The organism is Fibrobacter sp., from assembly GCF_045112255.1.
GTDB lineage: Bacteria > Fibrobacterota > Fibrobacteria > Fibrobacterales > Fibrobacteraceae > Fibrobacter.
The window spans coordinates 1-8,425 of record NZ_JBGUHR010000107.1 but is presented as its reverse complement, the minus strand read 5'-3'; the positions used below and the strand labels follow the sequence as shown (position 1 = coordinate 8,425).

The following is an 8,425-nucleotide window of genomic DNA, read 5'->3' as shown; positions in this document are numbered from 1 at the left end:
CGGGTTTTCAATAACTTCCTGACCACCGAGCTGCTTGATCGGCTTCTGCATCAAACCACGCATACCGGACAGCTGCTTAATCTGTTCACGGCTACCACGAGCGCCGGAGTCAGCCATCATGTAGACCGGGTTGAAACCGTCACGGTCGTGAGAGAGCAAATCCCACTGCTTGGCAGCAACGTCGGACGTCGTCTTGGACCACACGTCAATCGTCTGGTTATAACGTTCACCGTCAGTAATGACACCGTCTTCGTAGAGGCCACGAATCTTGGAAACTGCTTCGGCAGCCTTGTCGAGCATTTCCTGCTTTTCCTTCGGGATCACCATTTCGGCGATAGCCACAGAGGAACCAGCGCGCGTTGCCCACTTGTAACCGTTGGCCTTGAGGTCGTCGAGGTAGTCGACGGTCACGCGGTTGCCGGTACGACGATAGAGGTCGTCGATGGACTTTGCAATCACCTTCTTGCCGAAAGTTTCGTTGGCGTAGCCAAGAGCATTCGGGACAAATTCGTTGAAGATGATACGGCCGACAGTCGTCTTGATGACGTTGTCTTCCTTGAGGGTAAGGAACTTAATCTTTTCGCCAGCCTTGACCTGGACTTCGAGATTGCCATTGTCATCGGCCATTTCGCGGATGCAGGTACAATCCTTTTCGAGAGCGCCCATATAGATCTTGCGACCTGCCGGGAGCTTCAAGTAAACATTGGCGTTCAAATCCACGACGTCGTTTTCGTAAGCGCGAACGGCTTCGGCCGGGTCGTAGAAGTGCATGCCTTCACCCTTGCGGTTCGGACGCGGCTTGGTGAGGTAGTACAGACCAAGCACGATGTCCTGGCCCGGCACAGCGATCGGCTGACCGGAAGCCGGGTGAAGAATGTTGTTCGAAGAAAGCATCAACACGCGGCATTCGAGCTGAGTTTCGAAGCTGAGCGGAAGATGGCAAGCCATCTGGTCACCGTCGAAGTCAGCGTTGAATGCTGTACAGACGAGCGGGTGGAGGCGAATCGCGTTACCTTCGATGAGCTTCGGATAGAAGGCCTGGATACCCAAGCGGTGAAGCGTCGGAGCGCGGTTCAACATGACCGGGTGGTCTTCAATAATCTGTTCGAGAATGTCCCAAACTTCAGGACGTTCTGCGTCAACGTACTTCTTAGCAGACTTGAGCGTGTAGACAATGCCTTCTTCTTCCAAGCGCTGGATGATGAACGGCTTGTAAAGTTCAAGAGCCATGCGCTTCGGGAGACCGCACTGGTGCATGCGAAGTTCCGGTCCCACGACAATCACGGAACGGCCGGAGTAGTCAACACGCTTACCGAGCAAGTTCATACGGAAGCGGCCCTGCTTACCCTTGAGGAGTTCAGCGAGGCTCTTGAGCGGACGTGCAGAACCTGCACGAGCGGTGCGGCGGCCGCTATCGAACAACTGGTCGACAGCTTCCTGGAGCATACGCTTTTCGTTGCAGAGAATCACGTTGGGGGCACGGATGTCGATCAACTTCTTCAAGCGGTTGTTGCGGTTGATGACACGGCGATAGAGTTCGTTCAAGTCGGAGGTAGCAAAGCGGCCACCTTCGAGCGGTACGAGCGGACGAAGATCAGGCGGGATAACCGGAAGCACATCGAGGATCATCCAGGACGGCTGGTTAGCGAGAAGACGAGCTTCGTTCGGATACTTGTGGCGGAATTCTTCGTAGGCATCGGCAAGCACAAAGTCAGAGTGCTTGGCTTCGTAGTCTACCTTGAATTCGGCAACAGCTTCGGCAAGACCCTTGAGCCAGGCCTTGCTTGCGTCGCGGGCCGGATCCGGATTCTTGTAGTAGCTGCGGAAGCTTTCCATCTGGGACTTCTTGAAGGCTTCGACGACCTTGAGGCGCTTCACGGCGTCGTCCTGCTTGGTCTTGGACTTGGAAGTAGCCTGCAAGCGGAGTTCTTCGGAGAGCTTGGTCAAGTCGACGCGGTCGAGCAACTGCTTGATAGCAGATGCGCCCATCTTGGCTTCAAATTCACGGCCTTCGGCAACGAGGTCCTGATACTGAGCTTCGTCAATCAGGGAGTTCGGTTCGAGGTCGGTCGTACCCGGATCAATCACCACGTACTTTTCGTAGTAGATGATATGGTCGAGGTCCTTAGTATTGAGGTTGAGGAGTGCACCGATGACGCACGGCTGGTTACGGACGAACCAGGTGTGGGTCAGAGGGATAGCAAGTTCGATGTGGCCCATGCGTTCGCGACGGACCTTGGAGTGAGTCACTTCAACGCCGCAACGGTCGCAGATGACGCCCTTGTAGCGGATGCGCTTGAACTTACCGCAGTTGCATTCCCAGTTCTTAACCGGTCCAAAGATCTTTTCGCAGAAAAGACCATCCTTTTCAGGCTTGAAGGAACGGTAGTTAATCGTTTCCGGCTTTGTCACTTCGCCATAGGACCAGTAACGGATCAGGTCCGGGGAGGCGAGATGAATAGAAATGTCGCCAAACTGTTCAGTCATTTCTTCAGCCATAATTACTTGTCTCCAGTGGTCTCGATATCAAGACCCAAAGAATGAACTTCGCGAATCATAACATTGAAGGATTCAGGGATACCCGGCTTCGGAGTATTCTGACCCTTGACAATGGCGTCATAGACCTTGGAACGGCCCTGCACATCGTCAGACTTGACGGTGAGGAGTTCCTGCAACGTGTAAGCGGCGCCGTAAGCTTCCATAGCCCACACTTCCATTTCACCGAAGCGCTGGCCACCGAACTGGCTCTTACCGCCAAGCGGCTGCTGCGTCACGAGAGCGTAGCTACCGATAGAACGTGCGTGGATCTTGTCATCGACCAAGTGACCGAGCTTGAGGTAGTACATGTAACCGATGGTCACCGGGTTCAGGAGGGCTTCACCGGTCTTACCGTCGTAAAGCTTGGCCTTACCGATAATCTTGTTGTTATCCGGATCCATTTCGTAGTTCACGATCGGGTTCTTCTGGTAAGCCTTTTCGAGTTCCTTGCAGATATCTTCGAACTTGGCACCGTCGAACACAGGAGTCGTCACCTTGAAGCCAAGCGTCTTTGCAGCCCAGCCCAAGTGAACTTCAAGCACCTGACCGATGTTCATACGAGAAGGCACGCCCAGCGGGTTCAGAAGAATCTGGAGCGGACGACCGTCTTCAGTGAACGGCATGTCTTCGACCGGAACGATTCTCGAGACGACACCCTTGTTACCGTGGCGACCTGCCATCTTGTCACCGATGGAGAGGCAACGCTTCTTGGCAATGTACACCTTGACGCTCTTCAAAACGCCCGGCTTGAGTTCGTCACCCTTCGTGACCTTGTCGATTTCCTTTTCCATCGTGCGGGTAAGGGTATCGAGGTTGTCGCGGGCAACGAGAACGAGAGAGAGCACCTTGTCCTGGAGGTCATCGTCGTCCACAACGAATGTGGAGTTCGGAGAGACCTTCGTCACGTCGATGAATCTGAGGTTCTGTTCGTTATAAGTCTGACCTTCGCGGATCAAAAGTTCGTGAGTTTCGTTGTCCATGACCTTGCCAGCAGACTTGCCTGCGAGGAGGTCGAACAAGTGTTCACGGCATGCATCCTTGATGCGGTCGATCTGGCTCTGGAAATTCTGACGAATTTCTTCGATCGTTTCCTGATCCTTTTCCTTGCTCTTCTTGTCGGCCTTGTCCTTCTTGCTGAAGATACGGGTTTCGAGCACGACGCCCTTCATTCCCGGAGGAGCCTTGAGGGAAGAGTCACGCACATCGCCGGCCTTTTCACCGAAGATGGCACGGAGCAAACGTTCTTCCGGAGTGAGTTCGGTTTCGCCCTTCGGGGTAACCTTACCGACGAGGATATCGTCCGGACCGACTTCAGCACCGACGCGGATCACGCCGTTTTCGTCGAGGTTACGGAGAGCGTCTTCACCGACGTTCGGAATTTCACGAGTCAATTCTTCCGGACCGCGCTTGGTGTCGCGGACTTCCATTTCGTATTCTTCGATATGGATAGAAGTGAACGTGTCCTTGATGGCAAGTTCTTCGGAGATAATGACAGCGTCTTCGTAGTTATAACCGTTCCACGGGAGGAAGCCGATGAGGATGTTCTTACCGAGAGCGAGTTCGCCGTGGTCAGTAGAAACACCGTCAGCCAAGACGTCACCGACCTTCACAAAGTCGCCCACGTTCACGATCGGCTTCTGGTTGATGCAGGAATCCTGGTTGGAACGTTCAAACTTGCGGAGCTTGTATTCGTCAATCGGATCCTTGCCGAGGAATTCATAGTTTTCGCCAAGGCCAGTGAGCGGTTCAAATACGCCGTTCACCATCTTGCCGCGCTGCACAGTGATGTTGCGAGCGTCAACAAACGTGACCTTACCGTCGTGCTTTGCACGGACAACCGTACCCGAGTCAAGAGCGGCACGGCGTTCGAGGCCAGTACCCACGACCGGAGCTTCGGCGCGGAGCAGAGGCACAGCCTGGCGCTGCATGTTAGAACCCATCAATGCACGGTTAGCGTCATCGTGTTCAAGGAACGGGATAAGACCTGCAGCCACAGACACGATCTGCATCGGGGCCACGTCCATGAGGTCGATACGTTCGGTTTCGGTGTCGCCGATGGCGATGGAATCCTGCTTCATCAAGTGCGGGTATTCGCTCTTGTCGCGGACGATGACGTAGCCGTCCATGTCGCCCTTGAAGCGGTTGTTTTCATCAAGTTCGGTAGAAGCCGGAGCGACCTTGAAGGAGTCTTCTTCGTCTGCAGTGAGGTAGCTGATGTAGTCGGAAACGATCTGTTCCACGACGTCGCCCACCTGCACGTAGTCCGGAGTGCCGTCGAAATCATCGAGGGCAAAGCCGTTCTTGCAGTAAGAAACATTACCGTCGGCATCCTTGAGCTGGAACACCTTGTTCACAAAGCCTTCGAACAATTCGCGCTGGCGGTTGTCGAGGTTCAAGCGGACAGTGTCGATTTCCTTCTGGGTAAGTTCAAGTTCCACAAAGAGGTGCGGGTCATGAACGAAGCCCTTGAAGATGCCGAAATGCCACTTTTCTTCCGGGAAGTAGCACTTGTTGCCCTGTGCGTCCTTGAATTCAACGAGACCCACAATACGGTACGGGGTTTCGATGAAGCCGAAGTGGTTCACCACGGCGTAAGATGCGAGGGAGTTGATAAGACCGATGTTCGGACCTTCCGGAGTTTCGATCGGGCAGAGGCGGCCATAGTGCGTGTAGTGAACGTCACGGACTTCGAAGCCTGCACGTTCACGGGTAAGACCACCAGGACCGAGAGCGGAGAGACGACGCTTGTGAGTAAGTTCAGAAAGCGGGTTCATCTGGTCCATGAACTGGGACAACTGGCTCTGGCCAAAGAATGCCTGGACGACCGTAGAGACCATGCGAGTATTCACGAGTTCGCGCGGAGTCGTCTGTTCTTCTTCGGAATGGAGAGAAAGGTTTTCGCGGATGACGCGAGACATACGGGAGAGGCCGACGGAAATCTGACCGGCAAGGAGTTCGCCCACGGAACGTGTACGACGGTTGCCCAAGTGGTCGATATCGTCAAGAGTGTAGCCTTCGTCGCCGTTGAAGAGGCCGACCATGTATTCGATGATAGCGAGGAAGTCAGTCTTGCTCATCGTCATCTGGGTCACAGACGGCATCTTGAATTCGTTGACGCGGTCGAAGCGTTCAGCAACTTCCTTAACCTTGGCAAGAATAGCAGCGGTGTAAACCTTTGCGTTCAAGCGGTAACGACCGACTTCGCCAAGATCGTACTTGTGCGGGTCGTTGAGGAAGAGTTCGTCGAAGTAGCGTTCGGCGGTCTGGAGGTTCGGAGCTTCTTCCTGCTGCTGGTGGGTCACGGAGTAGACAGCCTTGAGGGCGTCTTCGCGGGACTTCGTCTTGTCGGCAGCGAGCGTGTAGTGGATGAGGAGGTTGTCTTCTTCCTTGGAAAGCACGGTGATCTTTTCGACACTGCTTTCGCGGAGACGTTCGAGCTTCTTGTCGTCGATGACAGTGTTAGCTTCGAGGATGATTTCACCCGTTTCTTCGTCAACGACATCGTTGAAGATGATGCGGTTGATGAGGGTGCAGACACCTTCCTTGTCAAAGTCATTGAATGCGGCATCGTCGAGAACGATTTCGTCCGTCTTCTTGTAGAAGAGGTTCAGGATGTCCTGAGTCGTTTCGAAGCCGATGCAGCGAAGCATGGCAGTAGCGGCGATCTTCTTCTTGCGGTCGATGATGAGGTAAAGGATGTCGCCTTCGGTGTTGAATTCAACCCATGCGCCGCGATGCGGAATAATACGGCTCTTGTAGTCAGAGCGGCCATTGGGCTGCATTTCTTCGTCAAAGCTCACACCAGGAGAACGGTGCAACTGCGAAACGACGACGCGTTCGGCGCCGTTAATGATAAACGTTCCGTTCTCGGTCATGATAGGAAGTTCGCAAACCAAGACATCGTTCTTGATTTCTTCCTTGAGCTTGCTTTCTTCTCCGTCCTTTTCAAACACCTGGAGGGAGAGAGTTGCAAAAAGTTCCATGGAATACGTGAGACCGCGCTCACGGCATTCGGGGATGCTGTATTTCGGGATGCCGAAATAATATCCTTCATACTTCAAGGAATACAGATCCTTGTCATCGGTGATCGGGAAGATATCGCGGAACACGCGTTCAAGCCCGACGTTCATCCTTTTTTCTTGCGGAATGTCCTTTTGAAGGAATTGCTCGTACGAAGCCTTCTGGACTTCGATCAGGTACGGGAGTTCCAGGTGGAACTTGTTGGAGGAATAGGATTTTCGCTCCGTCGTCATTAGAAATACCTCATCCGGTGAAGAGCCTAATAATAGTCAAAAAACACCAAAAGCCCGCACTGTTGTGCAGGCAATTGGTAAGGAAGAATTAATGCAGCAAAAGCATTACTTAAGGGTAACCTTTGCTCCGAGTTCTTCGAGTTTCTTCTTGAGAGCTTCGGCGTCAGCCTTCGGTGCAGCTTCCTTGATGACGCTGTTGGCAGTTTCGACGACCTTCTTGGCTTCAGCGAGGCCGAGACCCGTGATAGCGCGAACTTCCTTGAGGATAGCCATCTTCTTGGCCGGATCGATTTCGGCGAGGATGACGTCGAATTCGGTCTTTTCTTCAGCAGGAGCTGCAGCAGCTGCAGCCATAACTACAGCGCCACCGGCAGCGGCTTCGATGCCGTGGGTTTCTTTAAGGTAGTCAGCCAAAGCCTTGGCTTCGAGAAGGGTAAGACCAACGATTTGATCGCCCAATGCCTTGATATCAGTTGCCATGATGTGTTTCTCCGATTATTCCGTTTAAAATTTTTGGTTTGTGGTTTGTTGTTAAGCTTCCGCTGCAGCAGGGGCTGCTTCGGAACCCGATTCTTTTTCCAGTTTTTCCTGGAGGGTCTTGAGCTGACCGGCGATCGTGGAGCCAGGTCCGAGAGCGATGGAGACGATCATTGCGATCATGCCCTTACGATCCGGAATCTTGGAGAGGTTCACGACTTCGGAGCCCGGCATTGCCTTGCCATCAAGGTAAATGCTCTTGGCAACCAAGAAATCAGGGTTTGCTTTGTGGAATGCTTCAATTTCGCGAGCCGGCAGGAGCGGGTCTTCTTCAAAACCGACCATCACAGACGTTGCGCCAGTGAGGGAGTCGTTGAGACCTTCAACCTTGAGTGCTTCGAGAACGCGCTTGAGAAGAGTGTTCTTCACAGCGTGGTACTTGACACCCTTAGCAGCGAGGGCCTTGCGGAGGGCATTGTCCTTATCGACAGTGATGCCCTGGAAATTGAGCAGATAGACGGCGGTAGCGCCCTTGAAGGACTCGACGAGCGCGTCCACGGTCTGTTGTTTTTTAACTACAGCTTTCATGGTTTCTCCTAGCGCGTCAGTGCCATATCAAGTTTGATGCCCGGGGCCATCGTAGCCGTCAATGTGAGGCTCTTGATGTAAGTGCCCTTAGAAGATTGAGGCTTATTCTTCACAACAGAGTCGATGACAGCCTTCGTGTTTTCAACGAGCTGATCGGCAGTGAAGGAAAGCTTGCCAACCGGAGCGTGGACGTTAGCGCCCTTGTCAACGCGGTAGGAAATCTTACCGGCCTTGAGTTCCTTGACGGTCTGAGCGACGTTAACAGTCACCGTACCAGCCTTGGGGCTCGGCATCATACCACGAGGACCGAGGACACGTGCGACCTTACTAATCACCGGCATCATGTCGGGAGTAGCAACGACGGCGTCGAAATCCAGCCAGCCTTCCTGAATCTTCTGAACCAAGTCGGCACCACCAGCGTAGTCAGCACCTGCGGCTTTGGCAACTTCAAGGTTGTTGTCCTTGCAGAACACCAAGACGCGGACCTGACGACCGGTACCATGCGGAAGCACGACAGTGCCACGAACCACTTGGTCGGAATGTTTTGGGTCCACACCGAGATTGAAGTG

4 protein-coding genes and 1 pseudogene are annotated in these 8,425 nt (G+C 53.6%); all 5 read right to left on the bottom strand.

Annotation, left to right across the window (positions count from 1 at the left end):
* Positions 1-2,499: pseudogene (locus ACJMM9_RS13815) on the bottom strand (DNA-directed RNA polymerase subunit beta'); the annotation flags it as partial.
* Positions 2,500-2,501: 2 nt separating this feature from the next.
* Positions 2,502-6,791, bottom strand: coding sequence for a DNA-directed RNA polymerase subunit beta (rpoB, locus tag ACJMM9_RS13810; protein WP_405328112.1), 4,290 nt, complete (start codon positions 6,789-6,791; stop codon positions 2,502-2,504).
* A gap of 105 nt (positions 6,792-6,896) precedes the next feature.
* Positions 6,897-7,271, bottom strand: coding sequence for a 50S ribosomal protein L7/L12 (gene rplL / locus ACJMM9_RS13805; RefSeq protein ID WP_015731969.1), 375 nt, complete (start codon positions 7,269-7,271; stop codon positions 6,897-6,899).
* Positions 7,272-7,322: 51 nt separating this feature from the next.
* Positions 7,323-7,856 carry a 50S ribosomal protein L10 gene (gene rplJ, locus ACJMM9_RS13800; RefSeq protein WP_014545988.1) on the bottom strand — a complete coding sequence of 178 codons (534 nt, stop codon included), beginning with the start codon at positions 7,854-7,856 and terminating at the stop codon, positions 7,323-7,325.
* Positions 7,857-7,864: 8 nt separating this feature from the next.
* A partial coding sequence (gene rplA / locus ACJMM9_RS13795; RefSeq protein WP_405328108.1) for a 50S ribosomal protein L1 occupies positions 7,865-8,425 on the bottom strand: 561 nt, incomplete at its 5' end.